Origin of the sequence: Bacillus paramycoides (genome assembly GCF_001884235.1) — a bacterium.
Taxonomy (GTDB): domain Bacteria; phylum Bacillota; class Bacilli; order Bacillales; family Bacillaceae_G; genus Bacillus_A; species Bacillus_A paramycoides.
Window position 1 is genome coordinate 138,822 of sequence record NZ_MAOI01000112.1, and the last position, 24,230, is coordinate 163,051.

A 24,230-nucleotide genomic window follows, 5' to 3' on the forward strand; every position below is an offset into this window, starting at 1 on the left:
AGGATAGAAGTATGTACCAATATACATATAAACTTATTAACCGTTTTAATATGAATAGGAGGAAAACATAATGACATTACAAGAACAAATTATGAAAGCATTACACGTTCAGCCTGTAATTGATCCGAAAGTAGAAATTCGTAAACGAATTGATTTCTTAAAAGATTATGTAAGAAAAACAGGTGCAAAAGGATTTGTACTTGGAATTAGCGGCGGACAAGACTCTACATTAGCAGGACGTTTAGCTCAGCTTGCAGTTGAAGAAATTCGTAAGGAAGGTGGAAACGCAACGTTTATCTCCGTACGTCTTCCGTACAAAGTACAAAAGGATGAAGATGACGCACAATTAGCATTACAATTTATTCAAGCTGATCAATCTGTTGCTTTTGATATCGCTTCAACTGTTGATGCTTTTTCAAATCAATACGAAAACTTATTAGGAGATTCATTAACAGATTTCAATAAAGGTAATGTAAAAGCACGTATTCGCATGGTTACACAATATGCTATCGGCGGGCAACAAGGATTACTTGTTATTGGAACTGATCATGCTGCTGAAGCTGTAACAGGTTTCTTCACAAAATTTGGCGATGGCGGTGCAGATTTATTACCATTAACAGGATTAACGAAGCGCCAAGGACGTGCTTTATTACAAGAATTAGGTGCAGACGAGCGACTTTACTTAAAAATGCCAACAGCTGATTTATTAGATGAAAAACCAGGTCAAGCTGATGAAACAGAATTAGGCATTACTTACGATCAATTAGATGATTATTTAGAAGGTAAATCAGTTCCAGCTGACGTTGCAGAGAAAATTGAAAAACGTTACACAGTGAGTGAGCATAAAAGACAAGTACCAGCGTCAATGTTTGATGATTGGTGGAAATAGAACATAAAAAAGAAGCTAATCTCATTTAGCTTCTTTTTTATATGTTAACGATATACACCTACTCTTTTCTCTAATAAATCCTGTAAGCAATCTTCATGTTGCTTATTAAATAATGGCGGCATTTCGTCTAACGGGAAAAACTTCAAATCCAACGTTTCATCACCGTCTACTTTTTTCTCTCCTCCGGCAATTGTGCATGAAAAGAATATCACAATTGACTGGACTTGATCACCATTCGGATATGTTTGAAAATATTTCGTGTACACTCCAATAAGCTCATTTATTTCTACATCATACCCGGTTTCTTCTTTAATTTCTCGAATCGCAGTTTCTGCGGCAGATTCTCCGATTTCCATTGCACCGCCAGGAAATCCCCAAGCGTTAAAATCACCTCTTTTTTGCAATAATACTTCTCCATATTCATTCAACACACAACCACCCGCAAAATTTAAAAAAACACAGTCGTGCCCTACTTTTTTACGTAATTCTTTTATATAATTAGCCATCCTCTTCCCCTTTTCATACACCTTCTATCGCTATTTCTTATCTTTTTCAAGCAATTCAATAATTCGATCTAGCTTCTGGTTCATATTGATTACATGTTGTTTTTTTGCAACGCTGTTTTGCAATAATCTTCTAATAAACAAAGTAAATGATGTGAAAAACAAAACAATAAGTCCGATTACTAGACAAGTATATATCAATGTAAATATATTACTTTCGAACAAGTTCATTCAGCTTTCAAATCCTCTCCTTTTTGATTATATCACATTATTCTAATTTTTTAGAGTAATCAATCGATAAATATAAAAAGAGCACCTTTTAGAGATGCTCTTTTTCATTAATACGTAAATGTAATTGTCGCTAATGAATAACCTGTCATTGCACTATATGGCGCAACTTGATAAGATACACGCTTTGCACCTTTTGGCCAAGTTATTTCATCTAATACTTTCTTTATATCTTGCATTGCTCCATCCATTGACTGTTTATATCGCACTTCTACTTTTTCTGGCTTGGAAGCAAATTGTTGCTGTAATTTTTTCTTAAATTCATTGTAATTTTCCGCTCCATATTGTGCAGACAAGTACTTTAAATTTGTTTCTTTTAACATCTGTTCATATACAGCAGTTTTTGAACTACCAGCTTTTATTTTGTTTGTTAATTCGTTGAAGTAACTTGTAGTTGCCGCTGGGTATTTACTTCGATCCCATTCATGGTCTTTGCTTAATTGTTCATCGGACATATTAAAATATGAATATGTTACACGCCCAGCTTTATCAGGCACAGGATCATCAAACGTAGTATCAAGGTGGTACCACTTGTTATCAATGTTTACTAAATTCCATGCGTGAGCTTGTCCATTTCCTTTTCCAGTTACAATATGAGATTGAATACCTGCTTCTTTTAGTAATTGATATGTTAATAATGTATATCCTTGGCAAACTGCAGAACGATTCGCTAACGCTTCATATGCTGTATATGCTTGATAAGACGTATCATAGGATACATGTTTCACAACATAATCATGAATAGCTTTCACTTTTTCATGTTCATCCATGCCTTGTTTAATGATAGAATTCACAATTGCTTTCGACTGAGACTTTACATATTGTGTTTGCTCTTTTGATTCACGATACTCCACTTGTAATGTGAACGTATAATTCCCTGGCATCCCTTTTATAGAATATTTAGTAGACGCTACATTATATTTTACATATTCATCAGCATCTACAATTTTACTATACTCTTTATATAATTGATCCATAACATCTCTAGCATTTCTATCTTTCGTTTTATATGCAATTGTAATATTTTCATCTCGATTATCAATGTGTTTTTTTAATTCTTTTCGAAAATTATCCAATAATTTAGCATCTGATTGTGTAGTCACTACAGTCGATGTAGTAGCTGCGTAAGATACAGACGACGCATGTAAGCCACCCATTACAATTGTTGAACAAAGTGCGACAGCTGTCACATACTTATTTGTCTTTCTCATCTCGTCACTCCTTACATTCTATAAATATATGAAAAAAAGCATCGTATAGTTTCAGAGTATACAATACTTTTCAGAAAAGGTCATATGAGATTATGCATATTTATTAATAAACATTATGAAAAAAGTTGTTCTTTTAGAAAAAGAACAACCCCTTCTTTAGCAAGTTTGTAACACACAACATGTATTTTCAAAACGTCGATTCTTCAAATCTTCATTTCCAATACAGAAATAAAGCATTCCTAATTCTCCCCAAACCATATTACAATTTTTATAATCAGAATCAATTTGGAATAAAAGCGTCATATGCTGCGGATCTACTCCCATATATTGTCCGGTCTCGTACAATACTTCTTCTTGTACGGAGAATGGTTCTCCAAACATTTGATGATTATCATAGTTGTCTGGGATTAGCTCTTCAAGTAATTGCAAGAAACGATCTGAATCCGCCTCATCTTCAATGAAAAGCTCCGGTAATTTATACGTAAGTTCAAATGAAATTGTACACTGAGTAAATTGCGCCTGATCTTCATCTGCTCTTCGTAATTGCTCTGCGGGAATATCATAATAAAGTACACGCCCAGCTTCACTTGGATTCACAGCTTCTTCAAAATAATTTTCAATACTAAAGAAATATAACATCCCTGTCTTAGGAAGATTATGATCCATGCCAACGTTTTGTAAATCACTTAAATTAAATTGTGCGATAAAGCGTAATGGATTCCCTTTGTATGTTGGATATTCAAATGCATCCGGCAAATCAGGAACTCCGCCCATCTTCGAACTACCTATCGCAATTGTTTCCTGCTGATTTGGCACAACTTTTATACAAGGAAATATAGTATTCACAAGCTCCTGTTTTAAATGCGCTAGTTCATATTTATCAATTAATACTTCAATTTTCTGCTTCATAAATTCTCCTTACATTTACATACTTATTTGTATCATAGCACAAAGATTATACTCCATTCATTGTAAATTCAACAAGCTCTCAAAAAAACGGGCTCATCCCTCGTACGCGAACAAGCTTAAAAGAGCATAGTATACATTGTTCCTACAAACATGATATCTCATAATTTCTTACAGTATACTTTCCCTCGTTCATTTTCACTTTTAATATAAGGAGGAATTCCACATGGGTTACGGTGGTTACGGTTACGGCGGTAGTTGTGGCGGTTACGGCGGCGGTTACGGCGGTAGTTGCGGTGGATGTGGTTATGGAGGTTTCGCTTTATTAATCGTTTTATTTATCCTTCTAATCATCATCGGAGCTAGCTGTTGGGGCGGCTTTGTAGGCTGCTAGTAAACTTAAAAACTATTGTAAAAAAGCACGTACAATACGTGCTTTTTTGCCATTTCAGAATTTATCCCGCTATTTGCGGGCAGTAAGACTCCCACCTCAAAATTCGGCTGTAAAAAAAGAAGTTGGGTGGGAGTCGGGCTGCCCATAAAAGCTCGATTGGTGAGGGCTAATAATCAGCGTGGAATACCCCCCACTGATTAAAGTTTCACTTTATTATCCGAAAGGGAGTATGTTTATGAAGATTGATGGTGTTTTCGAAGGAGGCGGTGTACGCGGAATTGCACATGTAGGAGCAATTTGTGCGTTAGCCGAAAAAGGTTATGAGTGGGAACGTTTAGCAGGGACATCAGCTGGTGCTATTATCGCAGCACTTCTAGCAGCAGGATACTCCTGTTCCGAATTAAAAACGATTATAACTGACATTGATTATAACAAATTTACTAAGAAGACTTTTCTTAATAGAATTCCCTTTATCGGTAAAGGATTAAATGCATGGTCTACTCTAGGTATTTATTCAAATGCATTTCTCGAAGAATGGCTCGAAGACCTGCTTAAAAAAAAAGGAATTCATCTATTTACAGACTTACCTGATTTGAATAAACTCAAAATTATCGCTTCAGATATAAGCAATGGTAAAATGGTTGTCTTCCCTGATGATTTACCAAGCTACGGATTTTCGAATTATCGCTTCTCTATCGCTAAAGCAGTACGAATGAGTGGAACTATTCCGTTCCTCTTCGAACCAGTGAAATGGCGAACACCAAAATGGAAACAGCCTTGTTATATGGTTGACGGAGGTATTTTAAGTAATTATCCAATTTGGATTTTCGATTCACCTTCCTCGCCTCGCTGGCCTACCTTTGGATTTCATTTCGTGAAAGATGAAATTCAAGCTGATCCCGCCCACTATGAAGATCCTATCTCCATGTTCAAAGGATTATTTAAAACGATGATGCAAGCTCATGATTTACGTCATTTAGATAAAGAAGCAAAGGCAAGAACTATTACAATTCCAACAGGAACCATTACAAGTACTAATTTTCATTTAACTAAAGAAGAGAAAGAATGGCTCTATAACTCTGGTTATAACGCCGCTAATAATTTTTTACAATCTTGGAATTTCAGGCAATATGTTGATAAATATAGAAACGGAAATCAGGATCGAAAAACAAATCGATTTTTCCGTCAGCTCGACTCATAATATTATTTTTTTCATTAAAGAGAGATCGATACTCTAAATATAAATAAGCCTAATAATTTAGTATGTTATTAGGCTTATTTACTTTCTGCATACTTCCACACATCGTTTAAGGATAAGTTAACCCTTTTGCTTCTTCCGCGGTAATTACTACGTAACGATTTCCTGTTCTTAATCCTAACAATTCAGCTTTTTCAATCGCGTCCTGCTTCGTCTCTGCATAAGCTGCTAAATATTTATCTCCGTCAATAATTTGACAAATCACATATTGTTTCATCCTTTTCTCCTTTTACCTTTTTATCCCGCTATTTGCGGGCTAATAACCAGTGTGGATGATCAAAAATCATACTGATTAAAGTTTCACTTTATTAATTGCGCTACCTTTTTTATCCCAATTTCAATTTCTTCTAAAGTTGCATAAGAATACGAAAGTCGTAAAAATTGGTTCGCACTTCTATCATACAAAGTACCTGGGTTTAATAACACCTTTTCTTGCAAAGCTTTTTCAAATACACTACGATTCGAAAAAGGTAGATTCATATGTAACCAAATATAAAAGCTCCCTGCTGGCTCATGCCAAGTTGCAATTTCACTGCAATACTTTTCTAACATACTTATCATAAAATCTCTACGTTTTTTTAATTCACTTCTGATTAACTGTAAATGTTCATCATACAAACCATCTGTAAACCACTCTGCTGCAATTTGCTGGGATATAGAACTTGAACCATAATCTGTTTGCATTTTTATATCTGCTAATCTTTGAATAACTGGTTCAGCCCCAACAATCCAGCCAATTCTTAAACCAGGACTTATAACTTTGGACATGCTCCCGATATGTAATACTATCCCGTTTTTATCATATGCCTTTAAAGGCTTTGGAACTGGTGCATCGAACCATAAATCTTGATAGACTGCATCCTCAATAATAGGTAATCCAATTTCATTACATATACCCATCACTTCTTTCCTCTTCTTAGCATTCATACTAAAGTTCGTCGGATTATGAAAAGACGGAATTGTATATAAAATCGATGCATTAAATTGCTTCTTATATTGTGGAATATATGAAGTGTTTATACCATTCTCATCCATTGGCATTCCTATCAAGCGCATTCCTGTTGATTGAAAAACATTAATAGAATATAAATATGATGGTTTTTCTAATAGAATTGATGCTCCTTTTGGAAGTAACCCCATGGAAATAAGCTGCAGTGCTTGAATTGCCCCTGAAACAATTAAAATAGAGTCAGGGGATACATAAACATCATGCCCTTTTAAATATTCCGCAATTTTTTCTCTTAGATGGCGATTTCCTTTCGGTTCTTCATACCCAAGTGGAACATTTGTCTTCATACACTTATTAATAATTCTTTTCATATTTTCTTCAGGTAACAGACTTGGTGAAAGCTCACCAGTTCCTAATCGAATTACATTGGGATAAAATTCAGCTTGGTTAATCTCTTGTATAGCAGGAAGATTCGGGTAATGAAGTCCTGTTTCTACATAAGATTGCCAATTAGGTGGCGGGGCATATGTTGAAGTATTCTCGCTATTATTTATAACAATTGTTCCCTTCCGACCGTTCCCCTCAATATAACCTTTTGCTACTAATTCATCGAACGCCATTACAATTGTACTTCGATTCACTTCAAATGTTTGTGCCAAAGCTCTTTGTGAAGGTAATTTCGTTCCAACTGTCCATTCCCCATTAACAATTCTTCCCTTTATGTATGTTTCTATTTGTTTATATAGTGGAATAGACGAAGACATATTAGGTTTCCATTCTAATCTTTCCATCCTATCACCCCACATTCATTTTGGTTGGTCGACTATCCAACCATATGGATGGATACAATTTCTCATTTCCTCTATACAATATACACTATCATAATTAATTACACTAAGTAGGAGGTAATATAATGAGTGAAGCAATTATTCACGGTATCATCCTTGCATTTGGCCTTATCATCCCATTAGGTGTCCAAAATGTTTTCGTCTTTAACCAAGGCGCCAGTCAACCAAATATTTGGCGTGCTGCTCCTGTAGTCTTAACTGCATCTATATGTGATACATTATTAATTTTAATTGCTGTACAGGGTGTATCCCTTGTACTCCTTACTTTTTCTTGGCTAACAACTACCTTGTATATGATTGGATTTTTCTTTCTTATGTATATGGGCTGGGTTATTTGGAAAAGTAATCCTTCAAATGATGTACAACAAGAAAAAAGAATGCCTTTAAAAAAGCAAGTTATTTTCGCCGCATCAGTTTCATTACTAAATCCACACGCAATTTTAGATACAATTGGTGTAATTGGAACAAACTCTATCCAGTATATAGGAAATGAGAAATGGGCTTTCACTTTCGCAACAATTATCGTTTCTTGGATTTGGTTTATAAGCTTAGCTATGGCTGGAAAATTTCTAAAAAGACTAGACTCAACAGGGAAAACGATCATAGTATTAAATAAATTTTCAGGGCTAATCATTTGGGGCGTCGCACTTTATATGTTAAAACAAGTGCTTTTTCCTAACTGAATAAAGTGAAACTTTATTCAGTGGTTTTTTTCTCAGTCCTACTGATTATTAGCTCACACCAATCTGGCTTTATGGACAGCTCGAAAATATCCTGATAAAGAGAATTGCATGCTAATTACAAATCATGCAATTCTCTTTCCAATTATGAAGTTGGTTCCGGTTTTTGTTTTTGCACCATGTTATCTTTTGCTGGTTTAATCCAAATAATTGCTATGACAGCACCAATAGCAGCGAAGATACTTGTTAAATAAAACACTTCATGGTCCGCCCCTTTCATAAAAAAAGAATAAAGGGGTGGTCCAGCTGCTACACCGATAAATCGCATTGAACTATAAAATGAAGTAACTGTGCCCCTCTGCTCTTTTTCAATTCCTTGAGTAATAAGAGCATCTAAACATGGTAACGCAATACCAATACCTACCCCCATAATAACAAGACAAAGAAGTAGCAAATAGATCCCTTTTATAAATAAAGGTAATACGACAGAGGCAGCAGCCAATAAAAACCCAATATAAATACACTTTTTCATAACATCCTGTTTATCTCCAATTTTCTTACCAGCCATATATGAGCTAAGTGATAGTACAAGTAAAGGAATAGCAAGTACACACCCTTTCCATATACCATGAATGTCGTACTTCGACTCCAGTATAGTCGACAGATAAAAAAGGATTCCGAATAAAATAAGCATAATAATTGCACCTAGTATAAAAATGGCAATTAACCATCTTCCCTTTTCTCGAAACGTAGAGATAATAGATTTAACAAATTCTTTCAGTGGAGGCGCTTGTTCTTCTTGTTTCTTCGCCTTTACTAACACCAATAATAAAACAATCGATATTACACATAAAACTGGAATTGCCCAAAATGGTAAGAACCATACAATGGCCGCAAGAGCAGATCCTAAAATAGGACTCAATACTTTTCCAAATGTATTTGACGTCTCAATAATCCCTAAGCCGGCACTAACCTGTTTTTCATCTTTGTACAAATCACCAACGCATGGTATAACAACTGGCATAGCTCCAGCAGCTCCTATCCCTTGAATTGCCCTTCCGATAAGAATCCAAACATAGGGATTATCAACTTTCCATGATACCCAGCCCGTAATCGCTCCTCCAATAGCTGCAATTACTAAACTTGGAACCATTACCATCTTTCGTCCCCATCTATCTGATAAATAACCAGCAATTGGTATAAGCAAAATCGCAATGATAGAATAAATTGTAATAATCATGGATACTTGAAAAGATGAAATATGTAATTTTTTTTCAATGGTTGGCAGAATTGGAATAAGCATTGAATTCCCTAATGTCATAACGAGTGGAACTGATGCAAGCGCAATTAAACAACAGTTTTCTTTTTTTAACATGTTGATTTCGGAACCTTTCATCATATATTTCTTACCATATAATAGCCCTGCTGGAACTTAATTTTACATTCCACCAGGGCTATTACATCTTTACTACTTTCCATTCACAACAAAAGAAATTGGGTAAAACATAGCGTTACTTCTATTCTTTGAATCCAGTTCACAATATATCCATACCAATTAATTGAAAATAAAAAAGAAAGGAAGAATCCTTCCTTTCTCCTATAACCTTCTACATTTAGCGAGTATATCCGCCACCAAGCTGTTGTTCTGCCATCGCTACAAGGCGTTTTGTAATTTCACCGCCTACAGAACCGTTTGCACGTGAAGAAGTATCAGCTCCAAGTTGTACACCAAACTCTTGTGCAATTTCATATTTCATTTGATCTAGAGCTGCTTGTGCTCCATTTGATGCTAATTGATTAGTGTTACGATTTCTAGCCATTACCGATCACCTCCTTATATATATTAAATTGTATCAAAACCGATATTAAATACCTGGTAATTTTTGGTTATATATTTTTTTAAAAAAGAGTCTCCGCAACGAGACTCTTACATCATTTCACATTATGAAGTTACTACTTCTAATTTTCTATTTGTTAATACCTTCATTACTAAACTTTTCGTCTTTTTACAACATTAAATCCGTATTTTTTAATAGCCGTAAGTTTAGTTTACATAATATAATTATTTAAACCTAAATTGATAATGTTTTATATAAACAATCCATATCTCGCCACACATATGCTATTTCTTCTATATTTAGTCTTGCTAAAAATTTTGTATCAATTTTTTCAGGATTATATTTTTCATAAAATTTTTTAGAAGGATTATTAGAGACAACCCAAACTAAAAGAGATTGCATATTATTTTTTTTACAATCTGATAGTAAAGCTTGAAATAAACGTTGTCCTATCTTCATTCCTTGATACTCTTGTAAAATGTATATTGCATATAATTCCCCATCACAATTATATGTCCCCGTTCTTTCAGTCCCACCATCGATAAATCCGATAATCTCCCCATTTAAGGTCTCTGCTACAAACCTATATTGATGCCCGTCTTCTTTTTGAAAAATACTTTCCCATAGCTTTTCTCGTTGTTCATACGTTATATTTTCTAAAATTTCGTTAGCAAATATCCCTTTATACGTTGTTTTCCAGCTTTCCACATGCACTTTTGCTATACTTGCAATATCATTTTTCGTTGCCCTTCGAATATGTATCTCCATCATTTGCATCCCCCTATGTAAATAATTATAGCAAAATGTTTTTTTCAGTAAAAAAAAGAGTGAATTTTCATCACCCTTTTCAATCTTTTTTATCTACTTTCCACTTCAACAGATACAACATGATCGATTTCTTTTAGAGAACTATATAACTCAGTTGTATATAAATCTTCCGGAGCTAAAATTACCATTTCTAATTGCTGAGATGCTCCATTATCAATATCTTTAATTTTCACTCGCTTCACTTGCATATTTAAATTTTTAATTTGCTTAAAAATCCCATCTAACTCTCGATGCTTATTTACGGTAATTTTTATAGACAAGTCCTTTTGTCTCAATGAATACGGACCTGCAATTTTCACAAGCTGTGGTAGTACATTGATTGCTAATATAATTAAAATCATGGCAACTATCGCCTGTATATAGAAACCGGCCCCAATCGCAATACCTAGCGCTGAAGCGGCCCATACCATAGAAGCTGTCGTTAATCCTGAAATAACGTCATTACTTCTTCGTAAAATTACACCTGCCCCAAGAAAACCGATACCACTTACAATTTGAGCAGCTAATCGCATTGGATCCATATTCGTATGTCCTGGAACAGAATATACATTCACTGATTCAATTGAAACCATCGTAATTAAACAACTCGCTACAGAAATAACCATACTTGTTTTCACTCCAAGCGGTTTATTCTTTAGCTGTCTATCTATTCCGATGAATAATCCTAAAAAGAGTGCTAAACCTAATTTGAATAAAAATTCATATGACATATTTCATTCTCCTTACTTTACAATGTTCCCTTCGAATAATACACTATAACTCTTTTATGATATCAATTCCAGTCTTTTCTATTCATTGAACGACAAAAGCCGAAAAAACATTTTTTATTACAATGTTTTTTCGGCTTTTTCTATAGTTTTTTTAGCGTGATTAAGATACTTCTTTATTTTTGTTCTTTAGTCTTAATCTGTGCATCTTTGTAAAATGCTAATTTACTGTCATTATACTCTTTTGTATGTTTGTTAAATTGTTCTTTCGCCTTTTGAGCTTCCACATTTAACTCATTAACAGTTTTAACTTTTTCACCAATTTCTTTTAACTTCGTTTCTTTTACTTTTAATTTTTCATACAGCTCTTTTTCATTCGCTAATGCCTTCGTATAATTCTCATTCATCTTTTGGAAAGATTCATAACGGTTTTTATACGACTCTTCTACTGCTTTTGCTTGTTTTTGCAATTTCTTATCTTCAAGCTTCTCTATATTGCTTTGAACCGATTTCGTTTCCTTCTGAGCTTTTTCTAACAGTTCTTTCTCGTTTTTCATTACTTTTTCACGCTCATCTACATTTGCAGTAGCTTGCTCGATCTTCTGCGTAACTGCTTCATTATGCTCTTTACCTTCTTGTAAAATTTGAGAATATAGTTCTTGCCCTTGCTTCTCTAATTTCTCTAATTTTTTCGTATTATCAACTAAAGATTTTTCTTGTGTCGCTGCTGCTTCAAAAGCCGTATATAAATTTTCTTCTGGCTTTTCACCGAAACATCCTGATAATAATCCTACTGATAATGCTCCAACTACTGCTACTTTTCCATACTTCAACTTCAATTCCTCCAATTATAAACGGTTATCGTGCCAGAAGTTCACTGGGAAGTGATTCTCTTCATGATATGCTTCAAATTCATAACCCTTTTCTTTTAGACCCTTTAAAATTGCTGGCACAGCAGCAACTGATTGCGGGTGAATATCATGCATTAAAATGACTTCTTGTGGTTTTGTTGCACCAGCTAATACATTTTGAGCGATTTGCGCTGCCGCTGCATCAACTGGTACTTTATTGTATTTCCAGTCTAAAGAGTCAATTGTCCAGTCCCATACTTTCAAACCGTCCTCTACTACTTTATTTCGGAGACCTTCATTTAAACCAGGCGTCGATCCGTATGGAGGACGTGTTAATTTAGGAGATTTCCCAATAATATTTGCGATTAAGCCTTGATCTTCTTTCATTTCATTAACATACTCGCCATTTTTATATAACTTCGCATAATTGTGTGTCATACTATGCATTCCAACATAATGTCCTTCTGCATTTTCACGTTTTACTAAATCAGGAAACTGTTTCACATTCGCGCCAATTAAAAAGAATGTCGCCTTCGCATCATGCTGTTTTAACATATTCAATAATTCAGCCGTATATTTTCCTGGCCCATCATCAAATGTAAGGTAAGCAACTTTTCTTTCCGTTCCATTAAAACGACTTGGTGCCGTTTTATTCATTTCAACTTTCGGTTGTTCACTTGCAAGCTGTATTACATTTTCTTGTTTCGCAACAGCTTTTGCTGGTGAAGTAATAGATTGAAACATGAAATACCCAATAGCTACTGCTGCAATCGCTATTAAAACGACTACTACTCGTTTAATGTTAAAAGCCTTTTCCATTCTATCGAATTCCTCTCCCTATTAATCTTATATATAAATCACCCAATGTAATTATACATTTATTTATTTTATTACACTATATAAACAAACAACATATGAATTATAGTGGGAGCTTTATCAAAATTGTTGTTCCTATTCCTTCTTTACTTATTATACTAAGAGTACCTCCATGAAGGTCTACCATTTTTTTCACTATAGCTAGACCAATGCCTGCACCTGCAACATGATTATTAATTTGATAAAATGACTGCTCTATAAAAGGTAGATGCTCTTCAGCAATTCCAATACCTTGATCTGTCACTTTAATCACTGCTTGTCCTTCACTTTTTGTCACTTCAATGTGAACTGTACTGTTTTCATATGAATATTTAATAGCATTATGAATAATATTCAAGAAAATTTGCTTTAGCCTATTTCGATCCCCCATCAATTCAATTCGTTCTAGAGTATGGATGAATTGAATTTTCTTCTTTTCAGCGTTAGGAGTTAATTGCCAAATCGTCTCCTCTAGTATATCGTACAATTGCACTTTTTGTTTATATAAATTAAAATGATTTGATTGTAATCTTGAAAAATCTAGCAATTCTTCTACTAAATGAATCAATCGGTCTGTCTCACCTGAAATAATTCCCATACCTTGCTTTATTTCTTCTTCCGTTAAATGCTCTACAGTTTTTAACGTCTCACTCCAACCTTTAATTCCCGTTAAAGGCGTCCGTATTTCATGAGAAATAGAAGCAATAAATTCATTTTTCATCTGTTCTGCTTTTTCTATTTTATCAGACATATAGTTTAAACTATGTGCTAACTCACCTAATTCACCGGGATAGTCTTCTTTAATTCTATCTTTCAGTGTTCCTTCTGCGATTTGTGAAGAAGCTTGAATAATAGATTCAATTGGCTCAACAAATGAATTTGCCAAACGTCTGCTAATTAAGAAGACAATTCCTGAAATAACAATACCTACAGAAATAGTAAACATCATGATTTCGATAATCTTTGCATTTACATGTGTTAAAACAGTCGTATATTTTAAAACACCGATAGTTTGCCCTTGATGTACGAGTGGACTTAATACTTCTAATTGTTTTTCATTATCTTTCGTAGTAGTAACTTGGTGATACATTTCCCCCTCTAGTAAAGAATAAGGAATATTTACTTTACCTTCTACCTTTTGTCCGCTTGACGACTGTATAATCGTACCGTGCCGATCGATCAATTGTAATTCTGTTCCTTCCAATTGAAAACTTCCAATGATGTCACCACTATATTCGTTCAAACGAATAAAATATAATGAATTATACTCAGAGAAAAAACGTGTACTCGTCTTCGCATGAGATTCTATATACTGCACAATACCATTATAATAATATTGATAAATAGAGACTGAAAATGCTATTTCAAACAATACAAGCATAAGTGTTATGACCGTCATAAAATATAAAGTCACTTTCCGTCTCATTTTATAGTTTCCTTCCACACATATCCTTTACCCCACACTGTCAGGATAAACTGCGGTTCAGATGGATTGCATTCTATCTTTTGACGTAACCGCCTCATATTTACATCTACGACTTTCGTCTCACCTACGTAATTAACTCCCCAAATCATATTTAATATTTCATCCCGTGAAACCGGCTTAGAAGCATGGTCCATTAAATATTGTAGTATCATATATTCTGTAGGGGTTAAATCCACTAATTGCCCATCTTTATATAAACTTTCTTCTGTAAGATTTAATGAAAACGGACCAGATGTATGTATATTTGTTTTTTCTGCATGCACTTCTATTCTTCTTAATAAGGATTGTACACGTGCCGTTAACTCTACTGGACTAAACGGCTTTGCAATATAATCATCCGCCCCAATTCCTAACCCTTGTACCTTATCCTCATCTTGTACACGTGCGGTTAACATAATAATACCCATTTTTTTATTATTTTCCCGAATAGCTTTACATACTTGAAAACCGTCAATCCCTGGTAACATTACGTCAAGTAGTGCAACTTGAACAGTATGTTGACGTAAAATCTCTAATGCTTCTTCCCCTGTATTAGCCTCTAATACATGAAATCCAGCACGTTTCATATTTAATACAATAAAGCTACGAATTGGTATTTCGTCTTCCAATACTAAAATTGTTGGCATAATTCCCACCTCCTACTCTTGTTGATAATCCGCTAGCGGTTTTATATATGCTTTCACTTTTTCAAACTTTGATTGCTTCGGTACTGCATATACGTGAGATGCTGTTTTAACTGCTGCCTCGTATCCTTTTATTTTGAACCAGTCTCTCCGCTTAAAAATATGGACTTCAAGCCATACTTCATTTGTACTTGCATCCAGAAACTTTTGAACATTTGATTCCTTTTGCTGATCTGGGATAGTGATTTTTCCCATTAACTCTTCAGGAATTTTCACAAAATATCCTTTTTCTATATTGATATATCGTTCTTCTATAGGTTTAGTTCCATCTTCACTCCACTGTATGTAACGTTCAAAGAACGGACTATCACCATATGATTTATCTTCCCAACCTTTTGGACGTACAGTACGAACAAATTCAATAATGCCGTCTTCATTTACGTCTTTACTTTCCACAACATAATCATTGAATAAATCTTCTTTCCCGTCTATAGGTAATTCCTCATAATGATCCTTATCAAATTTCGCTACATATGTTACACCTGAATGAGCCCCAACTCCCGCATCAATTACAACCGCCTTGGACAGTTTGGAAATACATCCAAACTGTATTCTTTGAATACTATTTATAAATGGGTCAAATGAAACTTCAGAAATAGTCTTAAACTGCTCAATGAACTCAACTGTCAACTTCTCATCTTTTTCATAAGTAACAAGGCTTATGTCATTAAGGCCATTTCTGTTTAGATCTTCTATAAATAGCTTCGTATAATGCCGATTATAAATCTCCTTCATATCATCATTTTCTTCCGAAAAAACATACATGACATGATCTAAAGATTCGCGACTTACAGAGATTCCAATTAATAACTCTCTCTTCCCATTCCCTGTAAAATCACCCACTTCAACGATATCTACTTCTCCTCCATCAAATTTATGCGTGGACTTTATTTTCCACCCATTTCCGATTTCCTCATATACAGCTAAATATACGCTATGATCTTCATTCGGCAATTTATAAAATACGATGGCTTCTTTTTTATTATCTTGTTTAAAATCCATTGACCAAATCATTTGTTTATCTTTATTAGACATCGGAGTAAGCAATCGATAATTAACAGGCAAATCTTTATCTATTTGCTCTTTCAATTCATTTATCCATTTCTCATTTGCAGGAGCCACCATTAAATTTGTCGGAGCTTCAGACATTTTACATCCAGTCAATATAAAGATGATTCCCATAATGCCTATCCATTTCTGCATATGATATCTTTCCTTACTACAGATTTTAAGTATTTCTCTATACTTTTGCTTCTCCAATATTCTCATACATATGAGTATAATTTTTCTAAAATAAAAAATCGTTACAGAAAAGTTACAAATCCATTTCCAAAAAAAAGATTGGCGGAGGCCAATCTTTTTTTACTATTCATTTCGAACTGATTTTGGTGTTACACCTAAATGTTCATTTAATTTATTTGAAATATCTTTTACATTTTTTTCGTTTGGAATGTAATAATAAATACCACCAATACGTTTATCTGTTCCTTCTATTTGCATCTTTTCCATTTGCAGATCCGATCCTGCCATATTTTTCGTAATAGCAAGCATATCATCAAATGTTAAATTTGTTTTCATATTTTTATCAATTGCATCAAGTAAAGAGCCCATTTTGCTAATCGATTGAACAGACATTGCTTTTTTCGCAATTGCTTCAATTACAAGTTGTTGCCTTTGACCACGCATTGCATCACTGTCAATTTTACGCGTTCTTGCAAGTGCAAGTGCTTGCTCTCCATTTAAATGTTGGAAACCTTTTTCTAAATGAATCATACCTGCTTGGTCTTTACTATCTTGTTCTGTGAAAGTAACCGGTACATCAATATCAATACCACCAAGTGAATCTACAATTTGTACAAATGACTCGAAGTTAAACTTCACATAATAATCAACTGGAACATTTAAAAATCGTTCCACTGTATCTCGTGTACTTTCAACACCACCAAATACATGTGCGTGTGTAATTTTATCTAATTTCTTTCTAGATGGAATGTAAACGCGTGAATCACGCGGAATACTTACTAATTTAACTGACTTATCATTTTTATTAATTGTCGCTAATAAAAGTGCATCTGTCCGAACCGCTTCGCCATATTGGCTTTTTCTCATTTCACTTCCGTCTACACCCATAATTAAAATTGAAATATTATCCTTTAAAGGTTCAACTTCTTTATCCCGTTTTGATGACTTATCAATTTTTGCATATGCATCACTTACAACAGCTTTTGCTTTGTTATATATAAACGATCCATATCCTACTCCTCCAAAAATAAGTAGGAAAAATGGAATTAAAATGAACCATTTTATAGACTTTCTTTTAGAACGTTTTTTACTGCTTCTCGTGTTTTGTTCTAATTCAGAGCTCATGTTCATTCTCCTCTCTTTCTCTTTTCCTAGTATAATGTATGTCTAGTAATCTTCATATTGAATTTCCTTTCAATCACCTTACATTTTTGTAAGGTTACATCATGAATCCAATATGTATTCCATTTCACATTATACTCTCGTGCTTATTTTTGGCAAGTCACCATTTACCAACTTCAAAAATTTAACACTTCTAAACATTCTGATTTACAGATTTACCATCCTGTTATTTGTGAATATAAGACTTCAACCTCAAAATTCAGTAAGTATGCAGAGGCAAGTTTCCTTTAAAATCCCGATTGGTTCACCTAATAATGAGTAGGGAATGCCCCCACTCATTAAAGCTTCACTTTATTGACTCTCATTTGGTGTATACATTATTTGCTTCCCGTTATTATAAATTAAAGCTGAATTTGCTTTAATTTTCGTTTTTTCTATTTCCACATCGTCATTCGAGAAATTCACAATGATTTTAATATCTTTTCCATATGAAGCAGATTGTACTAGCTTATCTTCTGACAGATATGCAAAGTTCGTCATTTCTTCTTTTACTGCCTTTTCATGAACTTCATCCCAAACTTTCAGATGCTGTGTAATTTCTTTTTTATGCTTATTCCACTCTACTTCATCTAAATGGTACAACGGAGGAACATTATACAATAACTCATATAACATACGATTTCCAACTTCATCTTTCACCTTCAAACTTCCCCATTCCCAGTGGTGCGTTGTAATAACGGAATTGTTGTATACTAATTTATATAATGGTACCGAATATACTGGATTTAAATACACTTGTTTATATTCTTCTTTCAACGGTACTTGTTTTGCATATTTTTCAGGAACATTTTGATTTGGTGACCAATATCCACCTACATAATACGGGCTTGTTTTGTTTTTCCTCATATCTTCATCGTCCCATTTAATAACTGGCGTTTCAATTCCATGAGCAAATGCAATCGTACTACTTGCAAAATCATTTCCGCCCTCAGAGCCAACTACCATACCTTTTTCTTGCGCAATATAATCCATTCGTTTTAATCTTGCTTTTAAATCTTGTTCTTGTGTCGTTATATGTTTCGTTGCATAGTCATCATAAATTTCACCCGTTGCATCACAATCAATAAACCATGAATTATACTTAGGTCCATTTTGTAATATATCGTTCATTCGTTCTTTTACACTAGGAAGTGCTAATGTCGGATTTAATTTTCGGCCTCTCCCTAAAAACCCTTGCACCTTCTCTCCATTTTTCTTCGTTACGGTTGCTTCTTCATATAACGATGGATCATTAAAGGAAGCTGTGTTCCAATTTTTATCACCTTTTTCGTGAATGGAATGGTAAGAATCATACGGACCAACTAAATATCCCATTTTCTTAGCTTCTGTAACGAAATTAGGTTGCATAAATCCTTGTTCCCAGTTCGGCAAACCAATCCACGCTTTGTCTATCCCTGCTTCTTTCATTTCCTTTAAGATATCTGTTCCATCTGCAGAACCCCATTTACTCACCTCTTCAACTGCATCACCGAGTCCTGACTTTAATAAATGCTTATTTAAGCTATACAACTCCGTCTTCGCTAAGTGATCTACGCCTTTCTTTAATAGTGCACTAGCTTCCTGATCAACTTTCGGGAAAATATCCTCTTTATAAAATTCCTTCATTGATAATACTTCGTTTACATAACGCAAAATAACATTTTTTTGATACTTATCGATGAAATCTTGTTTACTTACTTGCTCAAATACATTCAGTTCTCCAGATTCTGAACTATTCTTTTGAATGAGTTCTTTTATATGGCTAAACAGTGGGCTATTTATTTGCTCCCTTAGCTTTGGCCAATTTACGTTACTTTCTGATAAACCATTTTGATTCCAAAAATAAAAATGACCTGCACCGTAAAGTTTTTCTATCTCTTTATTTTTTCTAGCCTTTTCTTGTAATGTTTTAAATTCACCTTTTTCAACGATATTGTTCTTATATAGTTTGGCGATACTTACTGCATCATTATTTGTAACATATAACTGAAATCCATATGTTTTATTTTTATTTATACTCGGGAATTCATGTGTAAAATCAAATCCTATTTTCGGATCTGAATGAAATTTCAATTCATTATTAAACATATTGTTCGCAATATATACAATCGAATATTTCGAACAATTTAATGCGAAAAACTTCATGGAAAATGATTCAGCAAATGAATATGCATCATCCTTCAAAAACTTCTTCCAATTCTCATCATTACTTGGAATTTGCTTACCTTCCCATAACGGAAGTGTATAATTTTCAGCTTGTACTTTCGGCCATGTAAAACTTTCTGCACCAGTCGATTCCACTTCAATATTTAAGTGGTCTTTTTTCTTTTCTAAGTTTACTTTTACTTTTTGATCTGGATATTCCCATGATGTGCGATCCTTGTCTTTTTTTAAATTCGACACCTTCATTTTCGGTAACGGTTGTGATGCCTCTTCCTTTACACCATCATGCTCTACAGTTAACGTGAAAGTCTCTGGATTTACATCATAAGTAAAATCTTTATACGTCGCTTTCTTTATTTTAGACTCTTGTAAAGCATCATTACCATTTACATCACACCCGACTAAAGTCGAAAATGACATTGTTGTAAGAAGACATATTGCTATCATTTTTTTCATCTTCTGCACCTCCACCACTGAATATACAGGGGTTTTGTTACAGGAATGTGGCAAAAAATAATAGAGCTAGCATAATGCTAGCTCTATTCGGAATATGAAAAATAAATTCATGAACAAATCTATTCTGCTTTAAAGAAGATATGTAATACAATAAGACTTTAATCCATGCCTTTTCGCACTAACTAATTATTAGTCCAAACGAATCAAAGTTTTAACAAGCATTCTTTACCTGAAAAAGTAACTGTATATAATATATCCTAAAACTAGCACTAAAATTAATATTCCTGTACCTTTCCAATTCATACCACCTACCATATCAACGTGGTTACCTGTTTCCGCTCTATTGAGCCCATCATTCAAAGAACCGGTAGGATTATTTTTCAATTCACTTTGTCTCATACGTTCTCTTTTTTCTTCTGGTGACTCTTTTGAACTCATATAATCACCTCCAAAATTAATACGCCCTTTACTCAACTATACAAAATTAAAATTCATTTTATATTCTCTTTCTAAAATATTATTTCTTTGAAAAAATTCCGATTAAAAATGTATTCCCCATAACGTAAAGAAAGCTAGCGATGCTAGCTTTCTTTATAATCCAATATGTTCTTCCTTATTTACAGTAACCCCTTTATGATCGATTTCAAGCTCACATACTTTCATTGCTATAAATACTCTCGCTAATTGCTCAGCAATTTCTTGCCGCTTCTCATATGGAGTTAATATAAAAATGGATGGTCCCGCGCCACTAAGTGCTGTACCATATGCCCCAAACTCTTTTGCACATTTACGAATAGATGGTAATAACGGTATAAGTTCTAAACGATACGGCTCGTGAAAATGATCTCTCTCCATCATCTCACCTACAACTTCCCACTTCTTTTGACATAATGCAGCTACTAACACATTGCTAATTGCACTAGCTTTAACAGCCTCATGAAAAGGAAACATCTTTGGTAATACAGATCGACTTTCATCCGTATTTAGCTCTTCATTTGGAATAAGAGAAATTACGCCTAACTCCTTACTTTCAATCCTCACGACCGAAACATTCTTTCCGTCCAGTGCTCCAATTACAGTCCCGCCTAAAATAGAAGCAGCAACATTATCTGGATGTCCTTCAAAATTTGTAGCAATTTGAACTTTTTGATCAGTTGTTAAATGTAAATTTCCAAGTTGATTCGCAAGCTCTATTCCTGCTACAATCGCTGACGCGCTGCTTCCTAGCCCTCTTGTCAACGGAATATTACTAGTAACTTCTATTATATGGGGTGATAAAGAAGGACATACTTTACATGCCGTACTAACAATTAAATTTTTATCGTCTGTTGGAATTGAATCGTCAAAAGAATGTACTACTTGCCACTTATCGGCTTCTCCTTTTACACTCACTTCTAAATATAATGACAATGCTATTCCTACTGAATCAAATCCAGGTCCAACATTCGCTGTGCTAGCAGGAACACGAACTCTTAATGGTATCACGACATAATCACCCCTTTAATATGATCTTTAATTTGTTCTATATCATTTGAAACACTTGCAATGTCTAATTTATTAGAAGAAATTGCGATATCAGGATCTTTCAAACCGTTTCCAGTTAAAACTGCAACAACTGTCTCTCCCTTTTTGATTTTTCCAGATTGAACATGTTTAATTACGCCCGCTAATGAAGCATTTGATCCTGGCTCTGCAAAAACTCCTTCAGTTTTTGCTAACAATCTATACGCATTTAAAATCTCCTCATCTGATACCATATCTATTTCACCATTAGACTGCTCAGCAGCCTCTACTGCATACGACCAACTTGCTGGGTTACCGATGCGAATCGCTGTTGCAATCGTTTCAGGTTCCTCAATTACATGTCCCTTTACAATTGCCGCTGCTCCTTCCGCTTCAAAACCGTGAATTCTTGGCTTCTTATAGCCTTTTTCTTTCTCATATTCACAGAACCCTTTCCAATATGCTGTAATATTCCCAGCATTCCCAACAGGAATAGCTAAAACATCTGGTGCGCTTTGCAACTGGTCACAAATTTCAAATGCCGCTGTTTTTTGTCCTTCAATTCGATAAGGATTCACTGAGTTTACTAATGTAATCGGCTCTTCTGCTGCAATATTTCTTACAGCCCGAAGTGCATCATCAAAGTTTCCTTCTATTGAAATGATCTCCGCCCCATAAGCGACTGCTTGCGCTAATTTTCCATGCGCAATTTTCCCTTCTGGTATTACGATAATACATTTCATCCCGAGGCGTGCCGCATAAGCTGCAGCCGATGCCGATGTATTACCTGTTGATGCACAAATAATTGCCTCTGAACCTTCTTCTTTCGCCTTAGCAACGGCCATTACCATACCACGGTCTTTAAAAGAACCTGTTGGGTTTGCTCCTTCATATTTTCCGTATAACTGAATCCCTAATTGCTTCGATATATTTAATAATGGAATAAGGGGTGTATTCCCTTCCATTAAACTGACATCAGGTGTGTTTTCATTCACTGGTAAATAAGAAACATACTGTTTTAATAGACCTTTATACATATTGTTTTTCCTCCTCAATAATGTAGTAACTGTTTATTTCACTTGCGACATCTTCTATCGCTCCTAAAACTCGTTCGAATTGATATTTTGAAGTTTGATGTGTCACAACAACGACCTCTGCAAGTTCACGATTCAAAGGTAATTGAATGACCTCTTTTAAACTCACAGAATAATTAACGAAACATTCTGTTACTTTTTGTAACATTCCAGGCTCATCTCGTAATGAAATGCGTAAAAAATATTTCGAAACTACTTCTTCATCTCCTTGTAATTCATATGGCTCTGGTTCTTTTAACGCACTTTTGTTTTTCGGAACTTGATTCATATTTTTAACGATTGAAATAATATCACTTACTACAGCAGAACCAGTTGGTAACTTCCCAGCTCCTGGTCCGTAAAACATCACTTCCCCAACCGCTTGACCGTGAACATACACCGCATTGAATTCGTTATTTACATTCGATAATGGATGATGACTTGGCAATAAAGTTGGTTCTACGCTTAAATGAATGGATGATCCTTGTTTCTCCGCTTTACCAATTAATTTCATAGTAAATCCTAACTTTTCGGCCATTTCTAAATCTTCTTTTTCGACCTTTCGAATACCTCTAACTTGAACATCATCTAAAGAAACATTCATCGAAAAACCTAAGTTAGCAAGAATCGCTACCTTTCTCGCAGCATCTAGTCCATCTACATCTGCTGTTGGATCAGATTCTGCGAAACCCAATTTCTGCGCCTCCTGTAAAGCCTCTTCATACGACCATCCATTTTGACTCATCTTTGTTAACATATAATTTGTTGTTCCATTTACGATTCCCATTATTTTTTCAATTTGATCTGAAGCTAGCCCGTCTGCTAATCCTCTTAATATTGGAATTCCACCTGCTACACTTGCTTCATAAAACAAATCGCAATTATTTTCATTTGCTAATTGTAGAAGCTCAGCCCCATATACAGCCATTAAATCTTTATTTGCAGTTACAACATGTTTTTTACTTTGCAAAGCCTTCATAATATGCTGTTTCGCTTCTTCAATTCCGCCCATTACCTCTACTACAATATCAATATTTGAATCATTTAGAACTTCATCCACATTACTCGTTACTACGATTCCCTCAATACAAACATCACGTTCTTTTTCTAAATCACGCACAACGACTGCCTTTACCTTTACTTCACACCCTGTATCAAGAGCGATTTTTTGATAATGTTCTTTCAAAATATGGACAACACCACTTCCGACAGTACCTAACCCTAATACCCCAACATTAATAACATTATTCATCTTCTAATCTCCTCCTAGAATTTTATTTTTCACCTCTATCAATCACCTTGCTCTGCCATTTTTTCATACAGGTGGTGGTTATTTCCGTACGTACTAATCGTTTCATGTTACAGCACCTCCCTTCAAAGTAATAAAAAAACACACTCATCCCTAGTAAAGGGACGAATGTGTTTTCGTGGTTCCACCCTTGTTCCAACCCAGACTTA

Annotated in this window: 26 protein-coding genes; 4 read left to right on the top strand and 22 right to left on the bottom strand. The window is 34.6% G+C overall.

Translation table 11 applies throughout. The features are described 5' to 3' along the window. Positions 1–70: 70 nt before the first annotated feature. The gene (gene nadE, locus BAU28_RS24415) at positions 71–889 is read left to right on the top strand and encodes an ammonia-dependent NAD(+) synthetase (RefSeq protein WP_002171488.1); all 819 of its coding nucleotides are present in this window, start codon (positions 71–73) and stop codon (positions 887–889) included. 44 nt (positions 890–933) lie between these two features. On the opposite strand, the gene BAU28_RS24420 is transcribed toward nadE, so the two are convergent. The 4 genes from BAU28_RS24420 to BAU28_RS24435 form a co-directional block, all read right to left on the bottom strand. After that, positions 934–1,395 carry an NUDIX hydrolase gene (locus tag BAU28_RS24420; protein WP_071720376.1) on the bottom strand — a complete coding sequence of 154 codons (462 nt, stop codon included), beginning with the start codon at positions 1,393–1,395 and terminating at the stop codon, positions 934–936. A gap of 30 nt (positions 1,396–1,425) precedes the next feature. After that, on the bottom strand, positions 1,426–1,623 hold the full coding sequence (locus BAU28_RS24425) for a DUF4083 domain-containing protein (RefSeq protein ID WP_071720380.1): 198 nt from the start codon (positions 1,621–1,623) through the stop codon (positions 1,426–1,428). A gap of 107 nt (positions 1,624–1,730) precedes the next feature. Further along, positions 1,731–2,891 carry a transglutaminase domain-containing protein gene (locus BAU28_RS24430; protein ID WP_071720382.1) on the bottom strand — a complete coding sequence of 387 codons (1,161 nt, stop codon included), beginning with the start codon at positions 2,889–2,891 and terminating at the stop codon, positions 1,731–1,733. Positions 2,892–3,047: 156 nt separating this feature from the next. Next, positions 3,048–3,800, bottom strand: a complete 753-nt coding sequence (locus BAU28_RS24435; protein WP_071720384.1) for a YwqG family protein — start codon at positions 3,798–3,800, stop codon at positions 3,048–3,050. A gap of 223 nt (positions 3,801–4,023) precedes the next feature. Here BAU28_RS24435 and BAU28_RS24440 point away from each other — a divergent pair, with 223 nt between their 5' ends. Together BAU28_RS24440 and BAU28_RS24445 are read left to right on the top strand one after the other, a co-directional pair. After that, positions 4,024–4,191, top strand: a complete 168-nt coding sequence (locus BAU28_RS24440) for a YjcZ family sporulation protein (protein WP_002171483.1) — start codon at positions 4,024–4,026, stop codon at positions 4,189–4,191. A gap of 235 nt (positions 4,192–4,426) precedes the next feature. Beyond that, a complete protein-coding gene (locus tag BAU28_RS24445; RefSeq protein WP_071720386.1) occupies positions 4,427–5,392 on the top strand; it encodes a patatin-like phospholipase family protein in 966 nt (321 codons plus the stop codon). Between the two features lie 106 nt (positions 5,393–5,498). Here BAU28_RS24445 and BAU28_RS24450 read toward each other — a convergent pair whose 3' ends face one another. Both BAU28_RS24450 and BAU28_RS24455 read right to left on the bottom strand, forming a co-directional pair. Then, a complete protein-coding gene (locus BAU28_RS24450) occupies positions 5,499–5,666 on the bottom strand; it encodes a DUF3933 family protein (RefSeq protein ID WP_002171481.1) in 168 nt (55 codons plus the stop codon). 83 nt (positions 5,667–5,749) lie between these two features. Then, positions 5,750–7,189 (bottom strand): aminotransferase-like domain-containing protein, encoded by a 1,440-nt coding sequence (locus BAU28_RS24455; protein ID WP_071720388.1) that lies wholly within the window; start codon positions 7,187–7,189, stop codon positions 5,750–5,752. 122 nt (positions 7,190–7,311) lie between these two features. On the opposite strand from BAU28_RS24455, the gene BAU28_RS24460 reads away from it, so the two are divergent. Then, the gene (locus BAU28_RS24460) at positions 7,312–7,929 is read left to right on the top strand and encodes a LysE/ArgO family amino acid transporter (RefSeq protein ID WP_071720390.1); all 618 of its coding nucleotides are present in this window, start codon (positions 7,312–7,314) and stop codon (positions 7,927–7,929) included. 142 nt (positions 7,930–8,071) lie between these two features. Here the strand turns inward: BAU28_RS24460 and BAU28_RS24465 are convergent, their stop codons facing one another. The 16 genes from BAU28_RS24465 to BAU28_RS30765 form a co-directional block, all read right to left on the bottom strand. Continuing rightward, entirely contained in the window at positions 8,072–9,325 is a 1,254-nt protein-coding gene (locus BAU28_RS24465; protein WP_048372720.1) for a bacillibactin exporter BcbE, read from the bottom strand. 214 nt (positions 9,326–9,539) lie between these two features. Beyond that, positions 9,540–9,746: an alpha/beta-type small acid-soluble spore protein gene (locus BAU28_RS24470; RefSeq protein WP_002171477.1), complete on the bottom strand. Its 207-nt coding sequence runs from the start codon at positions 9,744–9,746 to the stop codon at positions 9,540–9,542. 252 nt (positions 9,747–9,998) lie between these two features. Further along, the gene (locus tag BAU28_RS24475; RefSeq protein ID WP_071720392.1) at positions 9,999–10,535 is read right to left on the bottom strand and encodes a GNAT family N-acetyltransferase; all 537 of its coding nucleotides are present in this window, start codon (positions 10,533–10,535) and stop codon (positions 9,999–10,001) included. A gap of 86 nt (positions 10,536–10,621) precedes the next feature. Further along, positions 10,622–11,302, bottom strand: a complete 681-nt coding sequence (locus tag BAU28_RS24480; RefSeq protein WP_071720394.1) for an MgtC/SapB family protein — start codon at positions 11,300–11,302, stop codon at positions 10,622–10,624. Between the two features lie 173 nt (positions 11,303–11,475). Further along, positions 11,476–12,132 carry a YkyA family protein gene (locus BAU28_RS24485; RefSeq protein ID WP_071720396.1) on the bottom strand — a complete coding sequence of 219 codons (657 nt, stop codon included), beginning with the start codon at positions 12,130–12,132 and terminating at the stop codon, positions 11,476–11,478. 15 nt (positions 12,133–12,147) lie between these two features. Continuing rightward, on the bottom strand, positions 12,148–12,969 hold the full coding sequence (locus BAU28_RS24490) for a peptidoglycan-N-acetylglucosamine deacetylase (RefSeq protein WP_002171473.1): 822 nt from the start codon (positions 12,967–12,969) through the stop codon (positions 12,148–12,150). Positions 12,970–13,069: 100 nt separating this feature from the next. Then, positions 13,070–14,431 carry a sensor histidine kinase gene (locus BAU28_RS24495; RefSeq protein WP_071720398.1) on the bottom strand — a complete coding sequence of 454 codons (1,362 nt, stop codon included), beginning with the start codon at positions 14,429–14,431 and terminating at the stop codon, positions 13,070–13,072. Next, positions 14,428–15,117, bottom strand: a complete 690-nt coding sequence (locus tag BAU28_RS24500; protein ID WP_071720399.1) for a response regulator transcription factor — start codon at positions 15,115–15,117, stop codon at positions 14,428–14,430. Before BAU28_RS24500 ends, BAU28_RS24495 begins: the two co-directional genes overlap by 4 nt. A gap of 12 nt (positions 15,118–15,129) precedes the next feature. Continuing rightward, the gene (locus BAU28_RS24505) at positions 15,130–16,377 is read right to left on the bottom strand and encodes a hypothetical protein (protein ID WP_071720401.1); all 1,248 of its coding nucleotides are present in this window, start codon (positions 16,375–16,377) and stop codon (positions 15,130–15,132) included. 162 nt (positions 16,378–16,539) lie between these two features. After that, positions 16,540–17,541, bottom strand: coding sequence for an LCP family protein (locus BAU28_RS24510; RefSeq protein ID WP_071720402.1), 1,002 nt, complete (start codon positions 17,539–17,541; stop codon positions 16,540–16,542). A 348-nt stretch (positions 17,542–17,889) separates the two neighbouring features. Continuing rightward, entirely contained in the window at positions 17,890–20,196 is a 2,307-nt protein-coding gene (locus tag BAU28_RS24515) for a glycoside hydrolase (protein WP_071720404.1), read from the bottom strand. Between the two features lie 225 nt (positions 20,197–20,421). Then, positions 20,422–20,634 (bottom strand): DUF6366 family protein, encoded by a 213-nt coding sequence (locus tag BAU28_RS24520; protein WP_048372738.1) that lies wholly within the window; start codon positions 20,632–20,634, stop codon positions 20,422–20,424. Between the two features lie 153 nt (positions 20,635–20,787). After that, on the bottom strand, positions 20,788–21,681 hold the full coding sequence (gene thrB, locus BAU28_RS24525) for a homoserine kinase (protein WP_048372739.1): 894 nt from the start codon (positions 21,679–21,681) through the stop codon (positions 20,788–20,790). Further along, positions 21,678–22,736 (bottom strand): threonine synthase, encoded by a 1,059-nt coding sequence (gene thrC / locus BAU28_RS24530; protein ID WP_048372740.1) that lies wholly within the window; start codon positions 22,734–22,736, stop codon positions 21,678–21,680. The genes thrB and thrC overlap by 4 nt, the downstream gene beginning before the upstream one ends. Beyond that, the gene (locus BAU28_RS24535) at positions 22,729–24,024 is read right to left on the bottom strand and encodes a homoserine dehydrogenase (RefSeq protein ID WP_002171464.1); all 1,296 of its coding nucleotides are present in this window, start codon (positions 24,022–24,024) and stop codon (positions 22,729–22,731) included. Before BAU28_RS24535 ends, thrC begins: the two co-directional genes overlap by 8 nt. A gap of 22 nt (positions 24,025–24,046) precedes the next feature. Beyond that, the coding region (locus tag BAU28_RS30765) for a hypothetical protein (protein WP_131801219.1) at positions 24,047–24,230 on the bottom strand (184 nt) is incomplete at its 5' end.